Below are 24,062 nucleotides of genomic sequence, written 5' to 3' on the forward strand. Positions count from 1 at the left end.
AACAATGAAAAAAATTCTTGTTACGGGAGCTTTAGGACAGATCGGTTCAGAGCTTGTTTCAAAGCTTCGTGAGCTTTATGGCTCATCAAATGTTATTGGATCAGATATACGTAAAGAAGGCGATGTCGTTGAGCAAGGTCCTTTTGAAATTATCGACGTTACTGATGAAAAACGCTTATATGAAGTAGCAAAGGAGTATAAAGTTGATACCGTAATGCACCTTGCTGCATTATTATCTGCTACTGCGGAAAAAAATCCAAAGCTTGCTTGGGATATTAATATGGGTGGTCTTGTGAATGCGCTAGAAGTAGCAAGAGAACTTGACTTACAATTTTTTACGCCAAGTTCAATTGGAGCATTTGGACCAACGACTCCTAAAGATGGGACACCACAGGATACACTTCAGCGTCCAACTACGATGTATGGTGTAAATAAGGTCTCTGGTGAGTTATTGTGTGACTATTACTGTCAGCGATTTGGGGTTGATACAAGAGGTGTTCGGTATCCAGGACTAATATCTTATGTAGCTCCTCCTGGTGGTGGGACAACTGACTATGCTGTTGAAATTTACTACGAAGCCATAAAAAATAAAGCATACACATCTTATATTGGTGAAGGTACGTATATGGACATGATGTATATGCCAGATGCGTTAAATGCGATTGTTCAATTGATGGAGGCAGATCCAAGTAAGCTAGAGCATCGCAATGCATTTAACATTTCAGCAATATCTGCTGCCCCAGAGGATTTTGCAAAGGCAATTCGAAAGCACATTCCTGAATTTGAATTATCCTATGATGTAGATCCTGTAAGGCAAAAAATTGCAGATAGCTGGCCAAACAGCATAGATTCTTCTGCTGCTGCAAAAGAATGGGGCTTTAAAGCAGAATATGATCTCGATAAAATGACTAAAGAAATGTTAGAGAAAATCAGTGAAAAATCGAATAGATAATAAGAGAGGCGTCCCTATCTATGATGAAGGGGCGTTTTTTCGTCTGATATATGCATAATTTAATCAACCAATACCCCGAATTCCGCACCCAACCGCACCAAGTTCTATCCTTTCTTCCCGCCAAATAAAAAACGCTCCCTACATAGGGAGCGTTCACCTTAAGCATACATTTCGCTTATTTGATTTTGTAATTCACGATCAGATACATATTCATCATAGCTCATTTCTTTATCAACTATACCTTTAGGTGTAATTTCGATAAGTCTATTCGCAATACTTTCGATGAATTGGTGGTCGTGTGAAGTAAAGAGAATGGAACCTTTAAATTTCATTAGTCCATTATTTAAGGCTGTTATTGATTCTAAGTCCAAGTGGTTGGTTGGTTCATCTAGTAGTAATACATTGGCATTACTCAGCATCATCTTTGAAAGCATACAACGAACCTTTTCCCCACCGGACAATACGCTAGCTTTTTTCAATGCTTCTTCGCCAGAAAACAACATTCTTCCAAGGAAACCGCGTAAAAATGTTTCTGTTTCATCCTCTGGAGAGAATTGACGAAGCCAGTCGACTAATGTCAAGTCACTGTTTTCAAAGAACTTGCTATTATCCTTTGGAAAATAGGATTGCGATGTGGTCACACCCCATTTGAAAGTCCCAGCATCCGGTTCCATTTCACCCATTAGGATTTTGAATAATGTTGTTTTAGCAATATCATCTTTTCCGACAAGTGCAATTTTGTCATCTTTGTTCATGGTAAAGCTAATGTTATCAAGAACTTTTTTCCCTCCAACCGTCTTGGTTAGTCCTTCGACACGTAATAAATCATTGCCGATCTCACGCTCTGGACTAAAAGCTATATAAGGGTATTTACGAGAGGAGGGTTTGATATCATCCAACGTAATATTGTCTAATAGCTTCTTCCGAGAGGTCGCCTGCTTAGATTTGGAAGCATTCGCACTAAAGCGAGCAATAAATGCTTGTAACTCTTTAATTTTCTCTTCTTTCTTCTTATTAGCTTCCTGCGCCATTTTCGACGCCAGTTGGCTCGATTCATACCAAAAATCATAGTTACCAATGTATATTTCAATTTTTCCATAGTCAACATCGGCAATATGGGTGCATACCTTATTTAAAAAGTGTCTATCGTGTGAAACAACAATTACTGTATTTTCGAAGTTAATCAGAAATTCCTCTAGCCATTGAATCGCTTGGATATCTAGACCGTTCGTAGGCTCGTCCAGCAATAAAATATCGGGATTACCAAATAAACTTTGTGCAAGTAATACTTTTACCTTTTGATCAGCAGCTAAGTCGGCCATTTTCATCGTGTGCAAAGATTCTTGAATCCCTAATCCTTTTAATAGAATAGCCGCATCGGATTCTGCTTCCCATCCATTCATTTCAGCAAATTCACCTTCAAGCTCTGCTGCTCTCATACCATCTTCTTCGGAAAACTCAGCTTTCATATAGATCGCATCTTTTTCCTGCTTAACCGCAAACAATCTCTCGTGTCCCATTAAAACCGTTTCAAGCACTTGATGATCCTCGTATGCGAAATGGTCCTGTTTTAATACAGCAAGGCGTTCTCCTGGAGACATAGAAACATTTCCAGTTTGTGGTTCTATTTCACCGGATAAAATTTTAAGAAATGTTGATTTTCCAGCTCCATTAGCACCTATAACACCGTAACAGTTTCCGGGAGTGAATTTGAGATTAACATCTTCGAAAAGCTTTTTATCACCATATCGTAAACTAACATTAGTAACGTTTATCATATATTTAAAATATCCTCCAATATAAATAATCAATCAACGTTAGCTTACGTGATTTCAAGGATTTCGTCAATGTTTTAGCGATTTCTAACCGATTTGTATGGGGGATTTTGTAACAAATTAAATTATTTCTTTAAAATCCTAAAAATTAACTTGTTTAATTATCATTTTTTCGGTAAAGTTTTGAGTATGATAATTTATAATTTTTTGTTATTGGGGTGAGTGAGGGGGAGTTTTAATGAGAGAAAAGTCAATCTATCTTCTCTTTTCAGATACAGGGACTTATTTATCAAGAGCGATTAATTATTGTACCAAGCAGTCTCTAAATCATGTATCCATAGGATTTGATTCAGAGTTAAAGGAAGTATACAGCTTTGGTCGAATTAATCCTAGGAATCCATTTAGCGGTGGATTCGTTAAGGAAGATATTAGAGGGGACTTTTTGGAAAGGGCGAACTGCAAGATCTACACCATGCAAATTACAGAATCTGATTATAACAAGATTTTGACGAATATTAAAGAGATAGAAGCGGAAGCAAGCAATTATAAATATAATTTTATCGGATTAATCGGTGTACTACTACAGATTGAAATAAATCGAAAGAACGCATTGTTTTGTTCGCAATTTGTTGCAACAGTTCTTAAAGACTGTAAAGAGCTTTGTCTAGAAAAGCCACATTGCTTTGTTACCCCAGCTGATATTCGGGAGCAGTTGGGACTACAATTAATCTATCAAGGGAAACTTGGTGATTACCCAGATCAATTAATTGCCGAATCTGACATTAAGTCTGATGAGACATTAGTTCCGAAGCAATCATTTTTATTACTTGTATCTAAAAAGGTTAAACAATATGTTTTTCGATAAACGCACATAAAGAAGAGCCGTATCATCATATAGATGCGGCTCTTCTTCTTAGGCATGTAAATACATTGTCGAAGTTATTCTAATTCAGGTGGTAAGTCAATTCCTAATGTTTCATATGGTACCTTCAATTTAAATGCGAGATTGTTTGCTCCTAAATCAATATGTTCCACACTAACATGAAAATTACTTCGAATATCCATTTCTGTTACGGCAACATATATTTCTTCATCTTTTGGGTTGATCACTACCCATTCTGGTGTTGGCAAATATTTTTTCATGTATTCCATTATTTTTTGGTTGGGTAGCTGTAATAATCCAATCGAAATGGATCGTTGTTTTAAAACGACATCACCATTATCTTGTACAATTGGTTCTAAATGTACAGATAGTGGCACAGTTGTTGAAAATGCTGGTAATTCTCCAAGAAGATGTACATCATCTTCTAATACAATACTATATTGATGATTTGTGTTTTTTAACATTTCATCCAAGTAGGCATTAACCAGCTCATTTAAATTCTTCTTCGTTGTTCGTATAATAAATTCGGAGCTTTTTTGACTATTTTCTTCTTTCGGTTCAGCTAATTCCTTAACTTCCTTTACTGGCCAAAAAATAAGGGTAATCAACACGCCAAAGATTAACAGATTACATGTGAGCAAAATAAAAAATAATTGACGCCAATTTCTGTTTTTTGGCTGTTTGTTTTCGGCCATGTCGCTCACCTTTCCTCCGTTAAGTACTCTAAAACGCGATCAGCTATCATTTTATACCCATCTTCATTAGGATGAAAATGATCATCAGCAAAAACATTTAATTCTGTTTCCGTAAAGAGGTCTTTCGTGGGGATAAATGTACCACTCACCTCGTTTTCAATCAATTCTTTTCCTACGTTATTCCAATCATCAACAATTCTATCTAATTCCTGAATTTCTGGGAAGTATTGTGAGAATGGGTTATAGAATCCAATTAAATAAATCTCTGTATGAGGATTTAATGCATGGATTCGGTTTAATATCGTTTTTAAGCGATTTTCATAATGTACGATTTCATTAGAGAATTGTTCATAATTTAAGTTCGTAAAATTTTCTTTAACTACTTGCATAATGTCGTTAGCGCCTATTGTAATTAGAACAAGATCGGATTGCTGAATGGATTCTGTTATTTCAGGCTCTTCCAGGCGAGTTAATAATTGATCCGTTCGATTTCCCCGTTTTCCAAAATTGTCAAAATGAACCCGTTCATTTGCCTGAAGAAGCTTCTCTTCAATAATCCCTACATAACCACCTTGATTTGTGTCATCCCCGACACCTTGAGTTAGGGAGTCACCGATAGCAACAATATTTGTTTCCTCATGCTTGAAAAAATCAATCGTACTTTCCACAGCTTCAGAAATAAACTCCCCTAAATTGTTATTTGATTCCTCAGTGCTTTCTTCATTTAACTCTTCGATTTGTTCCTCAGCTTCTTCGGCAATTGTTTCTTCATCCTCGCGATTTTCGGTAGGACGATCGGGCTTGTTAATGGTTAGGGTTGACCTTGGTTTATCGTTAAGAATATATAAGAAAATTCCACTACAAATAAGTACGAGTAGGATTGTAAAGATAATTAATTTGCGCTTCATGTATACCCGCCTATCCTTCAAAGATTCTTCATTAGCAGATTGGAAAACCAAACCTGCATAAGTGCAGCTAAGGCATTCGCCCTAAAAGTTTAGGCAGAAGCCAAGTTTTCTAACATTATATGAATGAAAGCGAATCATATCTACTCTTTTTATTATATACCCATTTTTTAGAGGTTTTAAAAGAGAAATAATAGCTTAGAAAACACCTAGCTTACCCTTTATTTTATAGGAAAAAACATCAGATTCCAAATACCAATAATAGGATCAAACACAAGGTTTTTGACAACGCAAAAACCGAACGAATGATTCATTTCTTAAATGTAGAATTCGTTCGGATGTTACTGTTGATGTACATAATGTATATTATGTGACGTAAGAGCAACTTGATTTCCGCTGCAGCCATTCGCTTTCCACGGGTACTGCCTCGGCCAGGGTAAATAAAGGAATGAGGATCCCAAACCATGCTCCAGAAGGATTATTTCGTCCATTTAGCGGAATGAGGATCCACTGGGTTCGTGATGAGGATTGTGGTTCCGTTAAATGGCGAAAATACCGCCCAAACAAGGAGTATGAGGATCCTCATTCCTCTATTAGCCATAAATCAGCGTAAATCGTACGCGAAAAAGGTAAATAAAGGAATGAGGATCCCAAACCATGCTTCAGACGGATTATTTGTTCCATTTAGCGGAATGAGGATCCACCTTGTCATTGATGAGGATTGTGGTTCCGTTAAATGGCAAAAATACCGCCCAAACAAGGAGTATGAGGATCCTCATTCCTCTATTAGCCATAAATCAGCGCAAATTGCACCCAAAAAAGGTAAATAAAGGAATGAGGATCCAAAACCACGCTCCAGAAGGATTATTTCGTCCATTTAGCGGAATGAGGATCCACCTTGTCATTGATGAATTTACGTCGCATCATACATCAACTACGTATTAGATCCAAAGGTTAAATCAACCTTAACTACTTCACCCTATTATAGTCGAGAATTAGTTATATCCTCCTGGCTCTCGTCGTTGAGAAAAGCAATTAGATAAAATCTGCTATGTAATTTTCCCATTTTTGATATTCAGTTAAAAAACCGTCATGACCAAATATCGTTTCGACATAATGATAGGTACAGTTGGGAGCTATTTCAGCAAACTGTTGGATGTGCTTTGGTTCATATATCAAGTCATTAGCATAACCTATAGCTAACAATGGACGCCTGTATAATTGACAAGCTTTTTTCCATCCACCTCTATTTCTCCCTATATCATGATTGTTCATTGCCTGTAATAGATAAATATAACTGTTTGCATCAAAACGGTTTGCTAGCTTTTTCCCCTGATAATTTAAGTAGGATGAAACAGCATAGCAATCATTACTATGTTTGCGGTCAAATCTCTCCGTAAATAGAGCTGCACTTCGATAGGTAACCATTCCAACCATCCGAGCGATTTCTAACCCGTGAATTTGTTGATTGGCGAAATACCTTCCATTTTGCCAATTTGGGTCGTTTCGAATGGTAGCTTCAGCAATATGATTAAAAGCAATGCCATAATCAGAAAAACGGGGAGTCGAGGCAAGGCTGATTAGTTTGTTCATAAAGGTAGGGAATAGTAACCCCCATTCTAAAACTTGCATTCCACCTAATGATCCACCAATGATAGCGTGTAGTGATTTAATATGTAATTTTTCTAATGCGAGATATTGTGCTTGAACCATATCGCGTACAGTAATTTTAGGGAAGGTTGTGCGGTAAGACGTACCTGTTTTCGGGTCAAGTGATGTCGGTCCAGTCGACCCATTGCATCCACCTAGAACATTAAATGTGAGGACTTGATAATGCATTGTGCTAATGGCTCGATCATGACCAATAAGTCCATCCCACCAGCCGGCAGTAATTTCGTTCCCGACGGTTATATGGTTACCAGTTAACGCGTGGCAAACAAGAATAATGGGTTTTCCGCTAACTCCAACCAACTCATAAGTTAAGGTTACATTTTCTAACGTTTCACCAGAAGATAAGGAGAGGGGACCAATAGACACTTCTCCAGTTTGATACGGTATTTCTGATTGTAAATAAGCCATGATCCCACTTCCTTAAATTTATAATTAGCAACAAGCCATTACTGTCGCTAAAGAAAACCTAGTCCTGCATTATCACCTGTAGCAACTCCAGCTAAGGATTTTATTCATTATGTTTACCCCATAAAAATCATACAAGATGATGTAATGCAATGTCTCCCTTTAAATTGCGCAATTCCTCAGAAATCGAGCGATTTTCAATGACAGAAATACCTGCTGCTTTTGCGTGTTGTAATAGCTGATCCGATTGATTGGACTGCTCTACCCAAATGATTTTTCCTTGTTTATTAATGAATTGTTCGATGGTTGTCGGTGGTAAATCGTGATTATGAACGAATACAGCATCCACTTCATAGGGAATATCAACCAATTCATGAAAGCTTTCTAATTGGTTCTCTAACGATGATCCAACTGAGACAACATGATAGCCTAGTTTTTGTAGTGACTGGAGTTGCTCTATCTTATTGGAATATACAGCAATGACCTTTTGGCGTACCGATCCATTACTGCGATCAAATGGAGAAGCTAACAGCCAACGTATTGTATCTTCCTCCGTCTGAGTGTATAAACGGCTTTGTCGTGTTGCTTTGGAAATAGCCTGATCAAGATCTCTTATAATATCTGTTGCTGCTTCGATACCAATCGATAGACGTACTAATTCTTCGGTTACCCCACTGCTTTTTAGTTCTTCAGCAGTTAGTTGCTGATGGGTTGTTGATGCAGGGTGAATGATGAGCGATTTTGCATCACCGACATTTGCAACATGGGACCAAAGCTTCACTTGGTCAATTAGCTTTCTCCCTGCTTCACGTCCGCCTTTTATCCCAAATGTAATCATGGAACCGAACCCGCCGTTTAAGTACTTTTTAGCAAGTTCATGGGATGGGTGATCAGATAAACCGGGATAGTTAACCCATTCGACAGCAGGGTGATTCTGTAGAAAGCTAGCAACTTTATCTGCGTTTTCGATGTGGCGTTCCATTCGTAAGTGAAGTGTCTCTAAGCCTTGTAAAAGTAAAAAGGCATTTTGTGGGCTTAGGCAGGCACCAATATCACGTAGCAATTGAACCCGTAGCTTTGTTGCAAAAGCGGCAGGACCAACATCGATGTATTTTAATCCATTATAGCTTTCATCTGCTTCTGTAAATCCAGGGAATTTGCCATTATCCCAATCGAAGCGTCCACCATCAACAACTACACCCCCAATGGATGTACCGTGACCACCAATCCATTTGGTTGCAGAATGGACAACGATATCCGCACCCCATGTAAGTGGTTTGGAAAGAATAGGTGTCCCGAAAGTATTATCTATGATAAGTGGTATATGATGCTGGTGTGCAAGGTCTGCAACCGCCTCTATATCGAAAACATTTAAGCTAGGGTTTGTAATAGTTTCACCAAACACGGCTTTTGTTCTATCTGTTATAGCATTTTTAATCTCTTCTACGTTTGTTCCATCTACAAACTTTACATCAATTCCATATCGGGGAAGTGTATTTGCAAACAGATTATAGGTACCGCCATATAAATTACTATCGGCAATAATTTCGTCCCCTGAGCTTGCAATGTTTAAAATAGCAAGCGTAATAGCAGCCATTCCAGATGATGTAGCAACCGCAGCAACGCCATCTTCAAGTAATGCAATACGTTGTTCAAATGCATCCACGGTTGGGTTTCCAATTCTCGTGTATATGTTACCGGGTTCTTGTAGTCCAAAGAGATTTTGGGCATGTTCTGTATCTCGGAATACGTAGGAAGTAGTTTGGTAGATTGGGACCGCTCTTGATCCCGTAGTTGGATCGGGGATCTGACCCCCGTGTAAAAGATTTGTTTCTGGACTTGAAATTTGAAATTCTGTCATTTTTATTCCTCCTTTAGTAGTTATCTGGAGGAAGAGGAAATAAAAAACCCCCTTCCTAAGAAGAGGGCGCGTATTGGAATACCGTTCCTCCTCTTATCTTCCAGATCAAATGGATCTGTAGGATTTAGCACCTTTAAATGCAAGATATTCTTGCGTTAAGGTTGCCGGACTTCATCGGGCCTATTCCCTCCGTCACTCTTGATAAGAGATTTTAAGTTAACTTGATGAGTATTATAATCGATGTCAATTTGAATTGTCAATAAATTAATAAAAGATTATATCTTTTGAACTAGCTGCGTTGTTTTCGAAATGGGTGCTTATACACCGATCCTAAATAGATAAATAAAGCAATCCAAATAAGACTAAAAGCGATTAAATGTGCTTGCGAAAATGTTTCATGGTATACGAAAATTCCTAGGAATAACATTATGGTTGGAGCAAAATATTGTAAGAATCCAACCATTGCTAATGGGATTCGTTTTGCTCCACTAGCAAATAATAATAACGGAATCGCTGTTGCTACACCAGCACCCATCAACAGTAAATTGGTAGTTGCTATTGTATCTACTGCCCCAAATGTATTTTTGGGAATCATATATAGATAAATGAAGGCAAGTGGCGTGATGATCATTGTTTCGATCGTTAGCCCAAACATAGCTGGGATATCTACCGTTTTTTTGAATAGCCCATATAACGCGAAAGATAGGGCCAAGGTTAGAGATACCCATGGAAAAACACCATAACTTATGGTTAAGTATAGAACCCCAATTCCAGCTAAAATAACAGAAAACGCTTGTTGTTTGGATAGCTTTTCTTTAAGAACAATAATCGCTAGCAATATACTTACCAATGGATTGATGTAATAACCAAGACTTGCTTGGATAACATGATCGCTATTAACAGCCCAAATATAAGTGAGCCAGTTAAGACTAATTACAACAGATGCTAGTGTAATGCCAATTAGTTTTTTTCTATCTTGAAGAATAATTTTACATTGCTGTATAAATGGTCGCCATTTTTTAAGGACCAGAACAATAATCAACATAAAAAGAAACGACCATATGATTCGATGTGCAAGAATCTCACCTGCAGGAACCTCATCGACAAGTTTCCAATAAATCGGCAAAAATCCCCATAAAATGTATGCTCCTGCTGTGTAAATAATTCCTAATTTATCCGTGTTATTTTCCATCGTCAGACCTTCTTTTTAAATAGACTTATTTTATTCGTAATTTATTTATACTGTCCGTAACTATATGTTGGAGATTGCTCATTCATCACTTATAGCCATATTTCTTAATAAGTAGTGTAATTTTAGAACCTTGGTTATAAAAAAGCAATTAAATTGTTTACAAGACTTTCTAGATAACAAAAAAGAAAACGCTTTCAAAAATAAGAATTATAGAATATGATAGTAATAAAGGACCTAACGAAAATATAAATAGGGGGAGAGTTACATTGTCTCGTAAATATAATCAATTTGAAACGTCTGTCATTCATGAGGGATATGATGCAAAAGATATGTTAGGAAGCTTGGCTACACCATTATTTCAAACATCTACGTATACATTTACTTCGGCGGAGCAGGGAGAGAGAAGATTTGCCGGAGAAGAGGAAGGCTATATTTATTCGCGATTAGGGAACCCAACCGTTACGGTATTAGAGGAACGCATTGCAGCATTAGAAAATGGCGAACGAGGACTAGCGTTTGGGTCAGGAATGGCGGCAGTTTCTGCAGTTCTTATTGCTTTAACGAAGGCAGGGGATCATATATTATGTTCTTCTGGTTTATATGGATGCACATTTGGGCTGCTGACCATGATGAAGGAAAAGTATAATATTGCGCATGATTTTTCAGCAATGGAATCAAAGGATGCGCTGAGGTCACGTATAAAACCAGAGACAGCATGCATTTATGTAGAGACACCAATAAATCCAACAATTAAATTGATTGATCTGAAAATGGTCGCAGAAGTAGCGAAAGAATACAATATTCCTGTCGTAGTTGATAATACATTCTCTTCACCATATCTACAACGACCATTGGAGCTTGGCTGTGATGTTGTGATTCATAGTGCGACAAAATATATTGGTGGTCATGGAGACGTCATTGCTGGGTTAGTAGTAGGTACGAAGGAATTTCTCGATTCTGTTGCGATGACAACACAAAAAGATATTGGCGGGGTCATTTCACCTTTTGATGCTTGGTTATTATTGCGTGGTTTAAAAACATTACCGATTCGGATGGATCGCCATTGTGACAATGCCGAAAAAATTGTATCAGAATTAAAGCATCATTCAAAAGTTACAGCTGTCTACTATCCGCTAGAAGAAGGTGCTGAAATATCCATTCAAGAACAACAGATGAAACGCGGTGGTGGGGTTATTTCATTTGAAATAGATGGAACCAAAGCGGATGCACAACAATTTTTGAACAAACTTAGCTTTTTAAAAATAGCAGTTAGCCTAGGAGATGCAGAAACGTTGATTGAGCACCCTGCAACAATGACACATGCGGTGGTTCCAGAAGAGTCTAGGCTCGAAATGGGTATTACTGACCAGCTTATTCGCCTTTCAGTCGGTTTAGAAGCATGGAACGATATTTGGGCAGACCTCAAACAAGCGCTTGATCAGATATAAAATACAGCTTTACTGTGGTCGCTTGTTCCAAGGTTTTAAAGTCCCAACAATTGTTTCTTGATAATCATTTTGTATGACTTTTATGACACCGTTGGCAATTTCGTCATGTGTTAGCCATCGGGAAACATTATCCTCAATAACAAAACCAAGGTAAATGCGTCTGTACTGGCAGTTTTCAGGTACAGGCGTATTTTCTTTTACAAAGAATGATGAGCTTCCCTGGACATGCAATAACTTCCAAGTTTTGTTTCGGGATTTGAATTGATTTAGTATAAGCGGCAGTGCGTGTGGCGCCGATGAATGGATCCAACTGACAACTAAATCAGGCACCCCGTATTTCTCAAATGCGCTGCTAACTTTTTGAAGTAACTGTTCTTCCTCGTGATAATCTACCGTTAGCGGAAGAAGTTGTTCAGGGTTAGGATTTCGGCTTTTCATGGTATCAAATTTTTCCCGGTTCCGATTGATTACAAAAACGAAATATCCTTGTTCCACTAACCAATGACAAACACGTTCTAGCATACCAGTTCCACCAATTACCAATGCATAGGCTTTTTCACTTTCACTCATCAAATGTCCTCCCTTTTTCATACAGTATAGTATATAGATGGTAACAGAAACAAATCGAAGCGAGTCGCAATGTATGTATTACCACTTTATGCTATATTATAAGTAGGACATTAATGTATAGAAGGGGATTATCATATGGATTTCATGCCCTATTTATTGGGATCGGTCATGTTTTTTAATATTGTATTAGGGGTATCCATTGTTTTTTTAGAAAGAAAAGATGCAAGCTCTGCATGGGCATGGTTAATGGTATTGCTTTTTATCCCTGTAGCAGGCTTTTTTCTTTATTTAATTTTTGGTCGTCGTTTAAGCAATCAACGAATTTTTTCATGGGATACAAAATCAAGGCTCGGTGTTCAAAAGGCTGTTCAAACCCAATTAAAGGAAATGGAAACAAATCAGTTTCCATTCAAAAACGAGGAATTAAAAAATTATCAGTCATTATACTATCTACATTTGAAGAATGATGATGCGATTCTAACACAAGATAATCGTGTTAAGATCTTTACCGACGGGCATGAGAAGTTTGATCGTTTAATCAAAGATATGGAAACAGCAACAGACCATATTCATTTACTATATTACATATTGAGAAATGACGAATTAGGTCAACGAATTGCCCATGTACTGAGGAAAAAGGCGAGAGAAGGAATAGAAGTTCGTGTCCTCTATGATGATATGGGATCTAGAAGGATAGGGAGAAAATACCTGAAACGATTGCGCGAATCGGGCGTACAGGTTGAATCCTTTTTCCCACCGAAAATACCAAACATTAACTTTAAAATTAACTACCGAAATCATCGAAAACTAGCGATCATTGACGGGAAAATAGGTTATATCGGTGGTTTTAATATTGGTGACGAGTATTTGGGGAAAAGCAGCCGATTTGGATATTGGCGTGACACGCATCTACGTATTGTAGGAAGTGCAGTTCAACAAATGCAAACACGATTTATTTTAGATTGGAATCAAGCTTCACGCAATGACATTTTGTATGATGAGCGGTATTATGAAGCAGAGCCTTCTGGTGATGTGGGTATTCAGATTGTTTCTAGTGGTCCAGACTCTGATTGGGAGCAAATAAAAAACGGATACATAAAAATGATTCTTTCAGCCAAAAAATATGTTTATATTCAAACGCCTTACTTGATACCAGACGAAAGCTTGCGAGATGCATTACGTATCGCAGCACTTTCAGGAGTTCATGTCAAAATAATGATACCTAACAAACCTGATCACCCCTTTGTATACTGGGCGACTCTCTCTTATGTAGGGGACTTGTTAAACGCAGGAGCAGAAGTGTTTATTTATCAGAATGGATTTTTACATTCAAAAACGCTTATTGTTGATGGGAAGATTGCTTCAGTAGGTACAGCAAATATTGATGTACGTAGTTTTCGGTTAAATTTTGAAGTGAATGCCTTTCTATATGACCAAGCGCTTGCTGAACGGTTAGTGGAAGCCTTTAAAGATGATATTCAGCATTCCACACAAGTAACGTTAAAGCTGTATCAAAAGCGTTCCATTGGGATACGAATTAAAGAGTCCATATCAAGATTACTATCACCTATTTTATAATGGTAGATATTTAGGAGGAAATAAAATGGAGAAAAAGCCTTGTTCCAACTCTCTAGCAGTTAAGACATCGCATGTTTTGCCGCCAGACACCAACACGCACGGTACATTATTTGGTGGCAAATTAATGGCACATATTGATGATGTAGCAGCAATTGCTGCAGTAAGACATGCACGAAAACCAGTAGTTACAGCATCGACTGATTCTGTTGACTTTTTAGCTCCAGTAAAAGAAGGAGATTCCATTTGTGTAGAGGCTTTCGTAACTTGGACACATAACACATCGATGGAAGTGTTTGTTAAAGCAGTTACGGAAGAGTTAATAACGGGGGATCGAAAAGTGTGTACAACAGCCTTCTTAACTTTTGTAGCAGTTGACGACAATGGACGACCAATACCAGTTCCGGATGTTTATCCAGAAACCGAGTTGGAAAAGTTGCTTCATAAGGATGCCCCTAAACGAGCGGAGCAACGTAAAGAAAGAAGAAAGAATTCCAAAGAATTGGCAGCAAAGTTTGGTACCAATTATCCATGGCATCATGAAAATAATGTGTAATGTAAAAGGAGCATGTAGACTCGAGCTACATGCTTTTTATAGTAAGATATCCCCGTCTTGTAACAGCCGAAGGACTATTGGTAGAATTAACCCATGCAACTATTGGTTCAAATAATAATAGGAAAGAATTTTTGCGGGCATTTCTTCATAAATTGGTTATGCTAACTAGTACGTAGAAATTTGAAAGGAGCGTTTAGGTGAATTTACTAGAATCTATTATCGGTGAAATTAATAATGTTTTGTGGTCTTATGTCCTGATTATCATATTGATTGGCCTAGGGTTATGGTTTACCATTCGAACTAATTTTGTGCAGTTTCGAAATCTTCCAGATATGTTTCGAACCTTATTTGATAAACGTACAGTAATTGCAACTGGAAAAAAGGGGACATCATCTTTCCAAGCCTTTGCAATAAGTGCAGCGTCGAGGGTTGGAACAGGAAATCTTGCTGGAGTAGCATCAGCTGTAGCATTAGGTGGACCTGGAGCGATCTTTTGGATGTGGATTATTGCTTTATTTGGAGCTGCTTCTGGATTTGTAGAAAGTACGCTAGCACAAGTCTATAAAGTTCCCGAAAAAAATCAATATCGTGGCGGACCTGCCTACTATATGGAAAAAGGGCTGAAGAATCGTACACTTGGAATTGTTTTTGCAATTACGATTACATTTACGTATGGATTGGTTTTCAATTCCGTTCAATCAAACACAATCAGTTTAGCCTTTTCAGGTGAATTTGAAGTGAATCAATATGTAATGGCAGCTGTATTAGCTGTTCTTACCGCAATTGTAATTTTTGGTGGTATTCGAACAATTGCCAATGTTACCCAGATTATCGTTCCATTTATGGCAATTATCTATATTGTAGTTGCTATCATCATTTTGATACTTAATATTACTGCCATACCTGATATGTTTTCCTTAATTGTTTCTAATGCATTTGGAATTCAGGAGGTTGCTGGTGGTGGCTTTGGTGCAGCGATTATGATGGGGATTAAACGTGGTTTGTTTTCAAATGAAGCAGGTATGGGGAGTGCTCCCAATGCGGCTGCAACGGCTGAAGTAACTCACCCTGCCAAGCAAGGGTTCATCCAGGCGTTAGGAGTCTTCTTTGATACGATCTTGATTTGTACTGCAACTGGATTTGTTATCTTATCAGCTGGTGGCTATGCCGGTAGTGATTTAGATGGTATACAACTGACACAGAATGCTTTTGCTTCACATATCGGAACATGGGCAGAGTTCTTCATAGCTATTGCCATCTTTCTCTTTGCGTATAGCTCGATTTTAGGGAACTATTACTACGGTGAAAGTAATATTGGGTATATTAGACAAAATACAGTTTCGTTATTTCTTTACCGTCTTGCCGTTATTGCGATGGTGTTCTTCGGTGCAGTGGCCTCTTTTGACTTTGTTTGGGGACTTGCGGATTTAACAATGGCGATAATGGCATTAATAAACTTGTATGCGATAACGAAATTATACAAAATTGCTCACCGGGTGCTTATGGATTATCGGGAACAGCGAAAAGCCGGGAAAGACCCAGTCTTCTATCGTGATGTACTAGATGAGGATGATGGGGTTGAATATTGGGAACGAAAACAAGATAAGTAAAAAAAGTAAACCTCTCTGCTTAGATAAAGCGGGGAGGTTTTTCTTAGTGGCAGGATAAACACGGTATTCCTCAGGTGGGAGAGAGCATAAGATATGGTCACTACTTATCCGGTAACTGTACTGCAATGTAAATAATAAGTTCCTACTGAAAAAGAGTTGACCTTAATTAGGAAAACGCTTACAATTGAAGTTAGAAAATTTAAAACTATTAGAGGTGGAGCTATGATTTTGTTGCAAAATAAGCGAGAACCTATAAAAGAATTGCAAGGAGGCTTGGATGAAACCTAAGCCTCCTTTTACTTTGGTTGCTTTATTGTAGTAAAGCGATAATACGGAGGTGTATTCCAATTGGTCATTCTTACTGGGGCAACATTAACATTAGAAGAAGTTGAACGTGTCGTACTTCTTAAGGAGGAAGTATCATTGGCTACTGATTCGGTCCGTCAAATCCAAAGGAATCGAGAAGTAGTGGAAGAAATGCTAGCATCCAAACAAACGATGTACGGTATTAATACAGGTTTTGGGAAGTTCAGTGATGTCATTATTGAAGAAAAGGACTTAGAAAGCTTGCAGCTAAACCTTATCCATTCCCATGCTTGTGGCGTAGGAGACCCGTTTTCGGAGACGATTAGTCGAGCCATGTTACTGTTACGCGCAAATGCATTAGCTAAGGGTTATTCTGGTGTTCGCCCTAAACTTGTAATGCAATTTATCGACTATTTGAATGTTGGTATTCATCCGGTCATCCCGCAGCAGGGTTCATTGGGAGCAAGTGGTGACTTAGCTCCATTATCTCATTTGGCATTAGCTCTCTTAGGGGAAGGAGAGGTGTACTATGATGGAGAACGGATGCATACAGGCCAGGCTTTAAAAGAAGTTGGTATACAACCCATTACGTTAGAGGCTAAAGAGGGGCTAGCCTTAATTAATGGGACACAGGCAATGACAGCTGTTGGAGTTATGACGTATTTGGAAGGAAGAAAGTTATTGTTCCAAAGTGAAGTTGTTGCAGCGATGTCGCTAGAAGGATTACAAGGAATTATAGATGCATTTGATCTGGATATTCATTATGCACGGGGTCATCAAGAGCAAATTGAAGTGGCGACGCGAATAAACCAACTTGTTCAAGGAAGCTGCTTGGTAACGAACCAAGGGGAGAAAAGAGTGCAGGATGCCTATTCCTTAAGGTGTATCCCTCAAGTATTGGGAGCCTGCTGGCAAACATTAAACTACTGCAAGGATAAGCTAGAAGTAGAGATTAATGCAGTTACAGATAATCCGTTGATTTTTTCGGAGCAGTCAAAAGTAATTTCGGGTGGAAATTTTCATGGGGAGCCAATCGCTTTTGCAATGGATTTTCTAAAGCTGGGTATAGCTGAAGCGGCAAATATTTCCGAGCGTAGGATTGAGCGATTAGTTAATCCGCAATTAAACGATCTACCGCCTTTCTTAAGTCCTAATCCTGGACTGGAATCTGGTGCGATGATCATGCAGTACAGTGCAGCATCATTAGTATCGGAAAACAAAACATTAGCCCATCCGGCTAGTGTGGATTCTATTCCATCTTCAGCTAATCAAGAGGACCATGTGAGTATGGGGACAATTGCTGCACGCCATGCACGACAAATGCTGCAGAATACAAGAAGGGTCATTGCGATTGAGTTAATCTGTGCTATGCAAGCAGTGGAATATCGCGGAATTGAAAAAATGGCAAAACGTACGCGCGAGTACTACGAAGAAGCGCGCAAAGTTGTTCCGAGTATTACACAGGATCGTGTTTTTGCTAGCGATATCGAGCGACTTACACAATGGCTAACGGAAAAGAGTGAATTCAAAATACGTGATAAAGGTGGGGTTATCTATGACCAAGGCTGATGTCAGAGTGAAAAAAGGACTTCATATAGAATGTAAAGGGTGGGAGCAAGAAGCGGCATTACGAATGCTTTACAATAATTTAGATCCAGAAGTAGCAGAAAAACCAGAGGAGCTTGTTGTTTACGGTGGGATTGGGAAAGCGGCAAGAAACTGGGAATCGTTTCGAGCGATAGAAAGGACACTAAGGAATTTAGAAAATGACGAAACCATGCTGATTCAGTCAGGAAAGCCTGTTGGAGTATTTAAAACCCACCAACACGCACCTCGCGTGCTGCTATCAAATTCGGTCTTAGTACCAAAGTGGGCAAATTGGGAGCACTTCCATGAGCTTGATCAAAAAGGGTTAATGATGTATGGACAGATGACAGCAGGAAGTTGGATCTATATTGGAACGCAAGGTATCCTTCAAGGAACCTATGAAACCTTCGCAGCGCTTGCAAAAAAACATTATGGTACATCGCTTAATGGTACGATCACATTAACAGCTGGACTTGGCGGAATGGGAGGAGCACAACCACTCGCAGTTACAATGAATGAAGGCGTCGTGATTGCAGTTGAAGTGGATCGGAGCAGAATCGAAAAGCGGTTACAAACGTCGTATTGTGATGTAATGACCGAAAGTATTGATGAAGCGATTAAGCTAGCTATGGAAGCGAAGGAGAAGGGAGAAGCGCTATCTATTGCCTTACTTGGAAATGCAGCAGACGTTCACCATGAATTCCTAAGAAGAAACGTATCCATTGATATTGTAACAGACCAAACCTCTGCTCATGACCCATTGAACGGATATATACCAGTTGATTACACTGTTGAAGAAGCGGAGGATTTACGAAAGCATAATCCAGATATGTATATAAGACTGGCAAAACAAAGCATGGCGAAACATGTTGAGGCGATGCTTGCATTTCGCGAAAGAGGAGCAATTGTGTTTGATTATGGGAACAATATTCGACAAGTTGCTCAAGATGAAGGAGTAACCAATGCGTTTGATTTTCCTGGCTTTGTTCCAGCGTATATACGTCCGTTGTTTTGTGAAGGCAAGGGGCCATTCCGCTGGGCTGCATTATCAGGAGAACCGGAAGACATCTATCGCACAGATCAACTAATTAAAGAATTGTTTCCAGAAAATAAAGCTTTGCTCCGTTGGATTGATATGGCGCAGGAACGTGTATCCTTTCAGGGACTACCATCTAGGATTTGCTGGTTAGGATATGGGGAGCGTGTCAAGATGGGCTTAGCGATTAATGAATTAGTACGAAAAGGTGAACTTAAAGCCCCTATTGTCATTGGTAGAGATCACTTAGATTGTGGTTCGGTAGCCTCTCCGAATCGTGAAACAGAAGGAATGAAGGATGGTAGTGATGCAGTAGGGGATTGGGCGATACTAAATGCGCTGATTAATACGGCTGCAGGTGGTTCATGGATCTCTTTCCATCATGGTGGAGGTGTCGGAATGGGTTACTCCCTTCATGCAGGAATGGTAGCTGTTGCAGATGGTACGGATTTAGCTAAACAACGGTTACAGCGTGTTTTAACAACAGATCCTGGAATGGGAATTATTCGCCACGCTGATGCAGGTTATGAGAAAGCTACGCAATTTGCTAGGGATCATGATATTACGATACCTATGAAAAAATAAGTAGGGGGAGAGAGTATGCAAGTAGATACATTGATTACGAACATTGGACAGTTATTGCCAATGGATCATAATGGACCTGTAAAAGGTATAGCCATGAATGAACTGACCGTTTGGGAAAATGCTGCCGTTGGAATCAAAAAGGATCAGGTTGTCTGGATTGGGTCTACCGATGAAACGGATCAAGTAACAGCTAATCATGTAATAGATGCAGGGGGAAAACTAGTATCGCCTGGCCTTGTTGAACCTCATACACATCTTGTTTTTGGTGGTTCAAGGGAAAGGGAAATGGCCCTGAAGCAAAAAGGGGTTCCATACCTTGAAATCCTTCAAAAAGGCGGTGGGATATTATCTACTGTAAAAGCAACACAGAAGGCAACGCATGAAGAATTAGTAGATAAAGCACTCTTCCATTTAGACCGGATGGCTATGCATGGAATAACGACCGTAGAAGCAAAAAGTGGCTATGGATTAGATCGGGAAACGGAACGAAAACAATTGGAAGTAGTGAAAGAAGTAAAGGGGAAGCATCCGCTTGATATCGTATCCACATTTTTAGGGGCGCATGCTATTCCACCAGAATTTAAACAAGACCCAGAGGCTTTTCTGGATCAAATGGCGGATATGTTTGATGAAATCAAGGAAGAAAAGCTTGCTGAATTTGTTGATATTTTTACAGAAACAGGTGTATTTACAGTTGAACAATCGCGGCGGTATTTGCAAAAAGCGAAGGATAGAGGATTTAGAGTTAAAATGCATGCAGATGAAATTGATCCTCTAGGTGGGACTGAACTAGCCGTTGAAATGGGGGCGATCAGTGGGGACCATTTAGCTGTAAGCTCTGACGAAGGAATTAATCGACTAGCCAACTCAGATACGATTGGAGTTATTTTACCTGGAACGAGTTTCTATCTAGGGAAGGATACGTATGCAAGAGCACGGAAAATGATTGATGCTGGTGCTGCGGTTTCCATATCGACTGACTTTAACCCTGGTAGTTGTGTAACAGAGAATCTGCAATTAATCATGTCCATTGCGGCGTTAAAGTTAAACATGTCACCAGAGGAAATTTGGCATGCCGTTACAGTTAATGCTGCCCATGCTATTGGTCGAGGGGATGAAGCAGGGTCCATTGCCATTGGACGAAAAGCGGATATCGTTATTTGGGATGCTCCGAATTATATGTATATTCCGTATCACTATGGTGTGAATCATGTGAATACCGTAATTAAAAATGGAAATGTTTTATATCAAAGGCAGGAGATTCGATGAGTGAGATTCGTCATTTGCGCCGAGCTGGAGAAGCGATCTTTAAAGATCGATATACGACGAAAGCGAAAGATCTGTTACGACCTTGGAAATCTGGAGAAACAGGAGCGTTTGGTCTTGTTGGTTTACCGTTGTCAAAACCGTCTATCAGTCACTCTGGGGCATCATTTGCACCAGGAGCAATTCGAAGCGCATTGCAAGGTTATACAACATATTCAGGAGAAGCGGAATTGGAGTTAACGACTCCCATAATCGATTTTGGTGATTTATATATGGACCCGACAGATATTATAGGAAATCAGAATCGTTTATATGAAGGGATGACCGATATTTTAGCGACCGAAGCGACAGGTAAATGGGTGTTGTTAGGTGGAGATCATTCCGTAAGCTATGCATCGATAAAGGCCGTTAAAGAAAAATATGAATCAATTGGTGTTATCCAATTCGATGCACATCATGATTTTCGCAATACGGAAGACGGGGGACCGACAAATGGTACACCATTTAGGCGGTTACTAGAAGAAGGGGTTATTCAAGGTGATAATCTCGTTCAAATTGGGATCCGCGACTTCTCCAACGCAAAAGCTTATCATGATTTTGGAAAAGAACATGGCGTAAAGATGTATTCAATGGGCAATATACGTAATGATGGGATACGTGACATTTTAGAAAAAGAAAGAGAACGATTAAGCAAGCAAGTTGATCGGGTATATATATCGTTAGACATGGATGTATTGGATCAAGCTTTTGCTCCGGGGTGCCCAGCGATTGGTCCAGGAGGAATGAATACGGAAATGTTAATAGAAGGAATTTCATACTTAGCTAAACAGGAAGAAGTAATTGCGATGGATATTGTCGAGATCGACCCGACCGTAGATATTCGAAATATGACAAGTCGAATTGCTGCTTATATGATCTTACAATTATTGAAAGGGAAAAGCTGCTAACATAAAAAACAGGCCTTACAAAGAGCCTGCTAGTAATAGCTAGGAAAGCAACGGTGCTTTCCTAGCCTACATTATCATTTTTCCGTGATTTGATCTTGCACTTCTTCTGGTGTAATCCAAACATCAGACCAATTTTGAATTTCATTAATAACAGGCTTTAGCCCCTCCCCTTTTTCGGTTAAGGAGTATTCAATACGAACTGGAAATTCGGAATATATATTACGTTCAACGATGCCTTCTTTTTCGAGCATTTTTAAGCGATCCGAAAGTAACCTTCCACTAATTGGCAGGTCTGTTTCCATTTCAGAGAAACGCTTTTTACCATTTAGAAGTTCAGACAATATAAGACCAACCCAGCGTTTACTTACGATTTCCATCGCTTTTTCAAATCGTGGACATAATTCACTCATTCGTTTCACCTCGTTAACATGAAGCATCGCTTTTGTTAATATATTAAGAAGTTATAAAAATTAATTTGGCTTAGTTAAGTTTACCTACAGCAACAGCCACGTCCAGCTCCCAGAGACTAGCGAGACTTCCCTCGCCTTCGTACGATAAGTCAACATCGGCTTCCTTCGGTCGCCGTGTTTCCTTTATCTCCTACGGCTCAGTCCAGTCCGTACGTCTCTATACAGGGCGCTTGCGCTTTTGTTCAATAAAAACTTACAAAAAGTAACTCTTAAATTTTATCATAGCATATCCTTTTTGTCGTGTAAAACCTATCATCGTGGGATTAGGATAGAAACTTTGCACAATTAGGAAAAGTTAGTTGGAAAATTCATTTGTTTGTGAAATAATAACGATAGAAGACATTTATTTTAATGGAGGTTAAGGAATGGTTTCTCAACAAACACAAGAAAAATACGCTGAACTAGCGTTACGAACTGGCGTTAATTTACAAAAAGGACAAGCACTAATGATCAATGCACCACTAGAAGGAGCAGAGTTTACAAAAATGGTTGTCCGTAAAGCATATGAAATTGGAGCAAAAGATGTACATATTAATTGGGTAGACGATGAATTAACATTGTTAAAATATGAAAATGCACCGGATGAGGTTATTGCTGATTATCCAGAATGGAAGGTTAAGCTCCATGATAGATTTGCTGAAGATGGAGCAGCTGTATTAAACATTCGTTCAACAAATCCAGATTTATTAAAAGACATTGATCCAACACGTGTTGCCAAGGCAAACAAAGCAGCAGCTCAAGCAATGAAGAATTTCCGTAAGTATACAATGAACGATAAAATTACTTGGTCTATCATCTCCATTCCAACTGGGGATTGGGCTCAAAAAATTTTCCCAGATAAATCTCGTGAAGATGCAATCGAAAGTCTTTGGGATGCTATTGTTAAAATTGTTCGTGTTGATCAAGAAGATCCTGTTGCTGCCTGGGATGAGCATAATCAAACACTAATTACGGCACGTGAAATCCTAAATGAGAAAAATTATAAAAAGCTAGTCTTTAAAGCACCAGGAACAGAGTTAGAAATGGAGCTTCCAGAAGGACATATTTGGAAGGGTGGTTCTGCTGTATCGGAAAAAGGGATTACATTCAATCCAAACATGCCGACAGAAGAAGTATTCTCCATGCCACATAAATATGGTGTGAATGGTACAGTTTCCAGCACGAAGCCGTTAAACTACGGCGGAAGCTTAATCGACAATTTCTCTTTAACATTTAAAGACGGAAAAGTAGTTGATTTTAAAGCAGAACAAGGGGAAGGTACATTAAAGCATTTACTAGAAACAGATGAAGGTGCAAAAAGACTAGGTGAGGTTGCACTTGTACCACATGAATCACCTGTTTCCCAGTCAGGTTTAATTTTCTATAATACTTTGTTTGATGAAAATGCATCCTGTCATATTGCTCTTGGAAAGGCTTATCCAACAAATATTAAGGATGGCTCAGGAATGAGCGAAGAGGAATTAGACAAGCATGGAGTAAATGACAGTTTAACACATGTTGACTTTATGATCGGATCTGAAAAACTAGACATCGATGGTGTCAAAGCGGATGGAACAACAGAACCAGTATTCCGCAACGGTACATGGGCGTTAGATATAAAAGGTTAATCATACAAAATTAAAATGCACCACACTCGGTTCGGAGTGTGGTGCATTTTCAATTGGAGGAATGTTTCTGGCACTGCTGAAGCGTTAACTCTGATAACTTGGGTATAACGGTTGATAATCGGAAACGAACGTCGATAACTTAGAGCTAATGGTTGATAAC

20 protein-coding genes and 1 riboswitch are annotated in these 24,062 nt (G+C 38.9%); of the genes, 12 read left to right on the forward strand and 8 right to left on the reverse strand.

Going from position 1 to position 24,062, the window contains the following annotated elements:
• Positions 1–4 precede the first annotated feature (4 nt).
• The gene (locus BMX40_RS13855) at positions 5–952 is read left to right on the forward strand and encodes an L-threonine 3-dehydrogenase (RefSeq protein WP_090870917.1); all 948 of its coding nucleotides are present in this window, start codon (positions 5–7) and stop codon (positions 950–952) included.
• Between the two features lie 158 nt (positions 953–1,110).
• On the opposite strand, the gene BMX40_RS13860 is transcribed toward BMX40_RS13855, so the two are convergent.
• Positions 1,111–2,730 carry an ABC-F family ATP-binding cassette domain-containing protein gene (locus BMX40_RS13860; RefSeq protein WP_090870919.1) on the reverse strand — a complete coding sequence of 540 codons (1,620 nt, stop codon included), beginning with the start codon at positions 2,728–2,730 and terminating at the stop codon, positions 1,111–1,113.
• A 235-nt stretch (positions 2,731–2,965) separates the two neighbouring features.
• On the opposite strand from BMX40_RS13860, the gene BMX40_RS13865 reads away from it, so the two are divergent.
• Entirely contained in the window at positions 2,966–3,592 is a 627-nt protein-coding gene (locus BMX40_RS13865) for a hypothetical protein (protein WP_090870921.1), read from the forward strand.
• A 74-nt stretch (positions 3,593–3,666) separates the two neighbouring features.
• Here the strand turns inward: BMX40_RS13865 and BMX40_RS13870 are convergent, their stop codons facing one another.
• Complete coding sequence (locus tag BMX40_RS13870) at positions 3,667–4,305, reverse strand: YpmS family protein (RefSeq protein ID WP_090870923.1); 639 nt, start codon at positions 4,303–4,305, stop codon at positions 3,667–3,669.
• Between the two features lie 5 nt (positions 4,306–4,310).
• Positions 4,311–5,213, reverse strand: a complete 903-nt coding sequence (locus tag BMX40_RS13875; RefSeq protein WP_090870925.1) for an SGNH/GDSL hydrolase family protein — start codon at positions 5,211–5,213, stop codon at positions 4,311–4,313.
• 518 nt (positions 5,214–5,731) lie between these two features.
• On the opposite strand from BMX40_RS13875, the gene BMX40_RS13880 reads away from it, so the two are divergent.
• Positions 5,732–6,040 (forward strand): hypothetical protein, encoded by a 309-nt coding sequence (locus tag BMX40_RS13880; protein WP_170840802.1) that lies wholly within the window; start codon positions 5,732–5,734, stop codon positions 6,038–6,040.
• 205 nt (positions 6,041–6,245) lie between these two features.
• Here BMX40_RS13880 and metX read toward each other — a convergent pair whose 3' ends face one another.
• The 3 genes from metX to rarD all read right to left on the reverse strand — a co-directional run bounded on the left by metX (position 6,246) and on the right by rarD (position 10,339).
• On the reverse strand, positions 6,246–7,289 hold the full coding sequence (gene metX, locus BMX40_RS13885; protein WP_090870929.1) for a homoserine O-acetyltransferase MetX: 1,044 nt from the start codon (positions 7,287–7,289) through the stop codon (positions 6,246–6,248).
• A 127-nt stretch (positions 7,290–7,416) separates the two neighbouring features.
• Positions 7,417–9,147, reverse strand: coding sequence for a PLP-dependent aspartate aminotransferase family protein (locus BMX40_RS13890; protein ID WP_090870931.1), 1,731 nt, complete (start codon positions 9,145–9,147; stop codon positions 7,417–7,419).
• A 90-nt stretch (positions 9,148–9,237) separates the two neighbouring features.
• A riboswitch (SAM riboswitch) is annotated at positions 9,238–9,355 on the reverse strand.
• An 81-nt stretch (positions 9,356–9,436) separates the two neighbouring features.
• Positions 9,437–10,339, reverse strand: coding sequence for an EamA family transporter RarD (rarD, locus tag BMX40_RS13895; protein ID WP_090870933.1), 903 nt, complete (start codon positions 10,337–10,339; stop codon positions 9,437–9,439).
• A 329-nt stretch (positions 10,340–10,668) separates the two neighbouring features.
• On the opposite strand from rarD, the gene megL reads away from it, so the two are divergent.
• On the forward strand, positions 10,669–11,787 hold the full coding sequence (gene megL, locus BMX40_RS13900) for a methionine gamma-lyase (protein WP_425287861.1): 1,119 nt from the start codon (positions 10,669–10,671) through the stop codon (positions 11,785–11,787).
• Positions 11,788–11,796: 9 nt separating this feature from the next.
• Here megL and BMX40_RS13905 read toward each other — a convergent pair whose 3' ends face one another.
• On the reverse strand, positions 11,797–12,357 hold the full coding sequence (locus BMX40_RS13905; protein WP_170840803.1) for a short-chain dehydrogenase: 561 nt from the start codon (positions 12,355–12,357) through the stop codon (positions 11,797–11,799).
• 135 nt (positions 12,358–12,492) lie between these two features.
• On the opposite strand from BMX40_RS13905, the gene cls reads away from it, so the two are divergent.
• From cls to hutG, 7 genes are all read left to right on the forward strand, one after another.
• Complete coding sequence (gene cls, locus BMX40_RS13910) at positions 12,493–13,935, forward strand: cardiolipin synthase (protein ID WP_090870939.1); 1,443 nt, start codon at positions 12,493–12,495, stop codon at positions 13,933–13,935.
• 25 nt (positions 13,936–13,960) lie between these two features.
• Positions 13,961–14,488, forward strand: a complete 528-nt coding sequence (locus tag BMX40_RS13915) for an acyl-CoA thioesterase (RefSeq protein ID WP_090870941.1) — start codon at positions 13,961–13,963, stop codon at positions 14,486–14,488.
• Positions 14,489–14,685: 197 nt separating this feature from the next.
• Positions 14,686–16,098, forward strand: coding sequence for an alanine/glycine:cation symporter family protein (locus BMX40_RS13920; protein WP_090870943.1), 1,413 nt, complete (start codon positions 14,686–14,688; stop codon positions 16,096–16,098).
• 348 nt (positions 16,099–16,446) lie between these two features.
• Positions 16,447–17,973 carry a histidine ammonia-lyase gene (hutH, locus tag BMX40_RS13925; RefSeq protein WP_090870945.1) on the forward strand — a complete coding sequence of 509 codons (1,527 nt, stop codon included), beginning with the start codon at positions 16,447–16,449 and terminating at the stop codon, positions 17,971–17,973.
• The gene (gene hutU, locus BMX40_RS13930; protein WP_090870947.1) at positions 17,960–19,612 is read left to right on the forward strand and encodes a urocanate hydratase; all 1,653 of its coding nucleotides are present in this window, start codon (positions 17,960–17,962) and stop codon (positions 19,610–19,612) included. Before hutH ends, hutU begins: the two co-directional genes overlap by 14 nt.
• A 15-nt stretch (positions 19,613–19,627) precedes the next feature.
• Complete coding sequence (gene hutI / locus BMX40_RS13935; RefSeq protein WP_090870949.1) at positions 19,628–20,881, forward strand: imidazolonepropionase; 1,254 nt, start codon at positions 19,628–19,630, stop codon at positions 20,879–20,881.
• Positions 20,878–21,825, forward strand: coding sequence for a formimidoylglutamase (gene hutG, locus BMX40_RS13940; protein WP_090870953.1), 948 nt, complete (start codon positions 20,878–20,880; stop codon positions 21,823–21,825). Before hutI ends, hutG begins: the two co-directional genes overlap by 4 nt.
• A gap of 74 nt (positions 21,826–21,899) precedes the next feature.
• Here the strand turns inward: hutG and BMX40_RS13945 are convergent, their stop codons facing one another.
• Positions 21,900–22,235, reverse strand: coding sequence for a winged helix-turn-helix transcriptional regulator (locus BMX40_RS13945; RefSeq protein WP_090870955.1), 336 nt, complete (start codon positions 22,233–22,235; stop codon positions 21,900–21,902).
• Between the two features lie 425 nt (positions 22,236–22,660).
• On the opposite strand from BMX40_RS13945, the gene BMX40_RS13950 reads away from it, so the two are divergent.
• Positions 22,661–23,902: an aminopeptidase gene (locus BMX40_RS13950; protein WP_090870956.1), complete on the forward strand. Its 1,242-nt coding sequence runs from the start codon at positions 22,661–22,663 to the stop codon at positions 23,900–23,902.
• Positions 23,903–24,062 lie beyond the last annotated feature (160 nt).

It is taken from the genome of Oceanobacillus limi (genome assembly GCF_900111445.1).
In the GTDB taxonomy this organism is placed as follows: domain Bacteria; phylum Bacillota; class Bacilli; order Bacillales; family Amphibacillaceae; genus Ornithinibacillus; species Ornithinibacillus limi.

What these genes read in the sequence shown, in the direction of transcription:
- BMX40_RS13860 (WP_090870919.1), bottom strand. Translation starts at nt 2,730, where the DNA reads ATGATAAACGTTACTAATGTTAGTTTACGATATGGTGATAAAAAGCTT.
- hutG (WP_090870953.1), top strand. Translation starts at nt 20,878, where the DNA reads ATGAGTGAGATTCGTCATTTGCGCCGAGCTGGAGAAGCGATCTTTAAA.
- BMX40_RS13865 (WP_090870921.1), top strand. Translation starts at nt 2,966, where the DNA reads ATGAGAGAAAAGTCAATCTATCTTCTCTTTTCAGATACAGGGACTTAT.
- BMX40_RS13870 (WP_090870923.1), bottom strand. Translation starts at nt 4,305, where the DNA reads ATGGCCGAAAACAAACAGCCAAAAAACAGAAATTGGCGTCAATTATTT.
- BMX40_RS13905 (WP_170840803.1), bottom strand. Translation starts at nt 12,357, where the DNA reads ATGAGTGAAAGTGAAAAAGCCTATGCATTGGTAATTGGTGGAACTGGT.
- BMX40_RS13890 (WP_090870931.1), bottom strand. Translation starts at nt 9,147, where the DNA reads ATGACAGAATTTCAAATTTCAAGTCCAGAAACAAATCTTTTACACGGG.
- megL (WP_425287861.1), top strand. Translation starts at nt 10,669, where the DNA reads ATGTTAGGAAGCTTGGCTACACCATTATTTCAAACATCTACGTATACA.
- BMX40_RS13945 (WP_090870955.1), bottom strand. Translation starts at nt 22,235, where the DNA reads ATGAGTGAATTATGTCCACGATTTGAAAAAGCGATGGAAATCGTAAGT.
- hutU (WP_090870947.1), top strand. Translation starts at nt 17,960, where the DNA reads ATGACCAAGGCTGATGTCAGAGTGAAAAAAGGACTTCATATAGAATGT.
- BMX40_RS13855 (WP_090870917.1), top strand. Translation starts at nt 5, where the DNA reads ATGAAAAAAATTCTTGTTACGGGAGCTTTAGGACAGATCGGTTCAGAG.
- rarD (WP_090870933.1), bottom strand. Translation starts at nt 10,339, where the DNA reads ATGGAAAATAACACGGATAAATTAGGAATTATTTACACAGCAGGAGCA.
- BMX40_RS13915 (WP_090870941.1), top strand. Translation starts at nt 13,961, where the DNA reads ATGGAGAAAAAGCCTTGTTCCAACTCTCTAGCAGTTAAGACATCGCAT.
- hutI (WP_090870949.1), top strand. Translation starts at nt 19,628, where the DNA reads ATGCAAGTAGATACATTGATTACGAACATTGGACAGTTATTGCCAATG.
- metX (WP_090870929.1), bottom strand. Translation starts at nt 7,289, where the DNA reads ATGGCTTATTTACAATCAGAAATACCGTATCAAACTGGAGAAGTGTCT.
- BMX40_RS13950 (WP_090870956.1), top strand. Translation starts at nt 22,661, where the DNA reads ATGGTTTCTCAACAAACACAAGAAAAATACGCTGAACTAGCGTTACGA.
- cls (WP_090870939.1), top strand. Translation starts at nt 12,493, where the DNA reads ATGGATTTCATGCCCTATTTATTGGGATCGGTCATGTTTTTTAATATT.
- BMX40_RS13880 (WP_170840802.1), top strand. Translation starts at nt 5,732, where the DNA reads ATGAGGATTGTGGTTCCGTTAAATGGCGAAAATACCGCCCAAACAAGG.
- BMX40_RS13875 (WP_090870925.1), bottom strand. Translation starts at nt 5,213, where the DNA reads ATGAAGCGCAAATTAATTATCTTTACAATCCTACTCGTACTTATTTGT.